3 protein-coding genes are annotated in these 2,716 nt (G+C 29.5%); all 3 read left to right on the top strand.

Annotated features, from left to right (window positions below; translation table 11 throughout):
* Positions 1-339 precede the first annotated feature (339 nt).
* Positions 340-777 (top strand): flavodoxin, encoded by a 438-nt coding sequence (locus CLOACE_RS11480; protein WP_070111386.1) that lies wholly within the window; start codon positions 340-342, stop codon positions 775-777.
* A 324-nt stretch (positions 778-1,101) separates the two neighbouring features.
* Positions 1,102-1,620 (top strand): superoxide dismutase family protein, encoded by a 519-nt coding sequence (locus CLOACE_RS11475; protein WP_423230267.1) that lies wholly within the window; start codon positions 1,102-1,104, stop codon positions 1,618-1,620.
* Positions 1,621-2,015: 395 nt separating this feature from the next.
* Positions 2,016-2,408: a hypothetical protein gene (locus tag CLOACE_RS11470; RefSeq protein WP_070111385.1), complete on the top strand. Its 393-nt coding sequence runs from the start codon at positions 2,016-2,018 to the stop codon at positions 2,406-2,408.
* The last annotated feature ends 308 nt before the right edge of the window (positions 2,409-2,716 follow it).

Here is a 2,716-nt window from a genome sequence, read left to right as displayed (position 1 = left end):
CATTAAGACACTCTAAGAATAAAAAATAAAAAAACTCCTACCCAATTTATGCCCCGTCCTTGGGGCGGAAATTGGCTCATCACGTCCTGTGATGAATTACGGAGTTTTTTTATTTTTTATTCTAAGATTGTCTAAAATTCATTCTAATTATTTACAAACTCTCTTTATGCCCTACTGTGCTTATTATTTTTAATCATTTTATATATTTAAATTATCTCAATGATTTTTTATTTAACAAACTATGTAAAATTATAAATTTCCCCTTTACAAAATCTAAAATAAGGCTTATGATATATGTAAATGATATTGATTATCATTCTCGTAAAGGAGGTTTTTTGTATGAAAAAAATATTAATAACTTATTGGAGTGGTACAGGTAATACTGAACAAATGGCTAACTTAGTAGCAGAAGGTGCTTCTGGTGATGGTATAGAAGTAATACTTAAAAATGTATCTGAAACTTCAACAGATGATGTAAAAAATGCTGATGCTGTAGCTCTTGGTTGCCCTGCTATGGGAGATGAAGTGCTGGAAGAATCTGAAATGGAACCTTTTGTTGACTCAATATCTTCAATTGTAGAAGGAAAACCTTGCGTTATTTTTGGCTCCTTTGGTTGGGGAGATGGAAAATGGATGAGAGATTGGTATGAAAAAATGGAAGGATATAAGGCTAAATTAGTTGCTGACGAAGGCTTAATGGTAAATGGAGAACCTGCAGGTGCAGATGAAGATAGTTGCAAAGAACTTGGTAAAACTTTAAAAGATAGCATATCATAATATAATTTCTTAAAATTATATTATTTAAAATGTGTCTATTAATAAAAAAATATTTTATATAAAATTCTTAAAAAACAAATAATTTACTTCTAAAAAGTTCAGTACAATTTTGTACTGAACTTTTTAACATTACTAAAATTAAATCCTACCAACAAAAACTTCATTTTAATAATTACTTTTAGATTTATTTTTAAATTTAAATTTATATATATTTTATTATTTTCACGTTTTAAAATAACAAACATATTATAGAAATGTATAATAAGTTTAAGAAGGGTTTTAAAGATGTTTTATAATTACTATAACTATTATGATAGTGAATACATGCCCATACCTTATTTTAGAGCAAATTTAAATAATATGAATATACCCCTACAATCTGTTGCCTATGCAAATATTGAAGGAGGACCTCTTGCTCCATCTATAAATGGCATTGTGTATTTTATAGATGTACCTGGTGGTGTGCAAGTATGCACTACCATTACAGGACTTCCAAATTACAAACCTGCTTCTGGCAATAATCCTCCTGTGGGACCTCATGGTTTTCATATACATGAATTTGGCAATTGCCAAGTAGGTGATATTAATAATCCTTTTACTGCCGCAGGAGAACACTGGAATCCTACTAATCAGCCTCATGGCAATCATGCAGGAGATTTCCCTGTATTATTTTCTAATAATGGTTTTGCTGCTATGTGCTTTTTTACAAACAAGTTTAAAGTAAAAGATATAATTGGAAAATCCATTATTATTCATCAAAGTCCTGATGACTATAGAAGTCAACCTGCAGGAAATGCTGGTAAAAGATTAGCTTGTGGAGTAATAAAAGGATTACAAATGTAGAGTATTCCAATGTAAATGGAGATAAATTCAGTGAAAAAATAATTAAAAATAATAAGCCTAGGCACATAAAGAGAGTTTGTAAATAAGTCATTTTATTAAGACACTCTAAGAAGAAAAAATAAAAAAACTCCTACCCAATTTATGCACCGTCCTTGGTGCGGAAATTGGCTCATCACGTCCTGTGATGAATTACGGAGTTTTTTTATTTTTTCTTCTAAGAGTCTCTAAAATTCATTCTAATTATTTACAAACTCTCTTTATGTGCCTAGGCTTATTATTTTTAATTATTTTTTCACTGAATTTATCTCCATTTACATTGGAATACTCTACATTTGTAACACTTTTATTAAAATAGCATATTCTATAATTGTATTATTATTTAAAAGGAGTTTTTTATGTATACTGATGAAAATGAATACTATTATGAATTAATGCCTATGTGCCAAAACTGTCCTTATAATTATAATAATTTACAGTATGGCACAAATACAATGTTTAGACAAATGCCTTCTGGTCCACCGCCATCATTTACACCAGAAAAGCCTCAAGCAACTACAAAGCAAATTCAAGGTGGTCCTGGTGGTGCTGCAGTAATGTCTATAGACCAAGGTGCTATAAGACCTTGCTTATATAGGTTTGTGTATATATGGGAAAGAAATAGAAGATCCTACTGGGCTTTTATCACCTTTGTAGGAAGAAGATCTATTTCAGGCTTTAGGTGGAATGGCTTTAGATGGGTTTATTTTGGATTGGATTTAAGGAGAATTGACTCTTTCATCTGTTATTAAATTTTAATACTTTTTAAACACACTACTTACATTTTATGCTTTTAATTAAAGTAAAGTTAATTTGTTGAATAAAAATCATTAATATAATTTGAATATATAAAATAATTAAAAATAATAAGCATAAAAATAATAATACAGCCTCATAAAGAGAGTTTGTAAATAATTTGAATGAATTTTAGAGACTCTTAGAAGAAAAAATAAAAAAACTCCGTAATTCATCACAGGACGTGATGAGCCAATTTCCGCCCCAAGGACGGGGCATAAATTGGGTAGGAGTTTTTTTATTTTTTATTCTTAGAGTGTCTTAA

The sequence above is a fragment of the Clostridium acetireducens DSM 10703 genome, assembly GCF_001758365.1.
In the GTDB taxonomy this organism is placed as follows: Bacteria; Bacillota; Clostridia; order Clostridiales; family Clostridiaceae; genus Clostridium_C; species Clostridium_C acetireducens.
The sequence above is the reverse complement of the archived record's forward strand: the minus strand, read 5'-3'. Positions and strand labels throughout refer to the sequence as shown.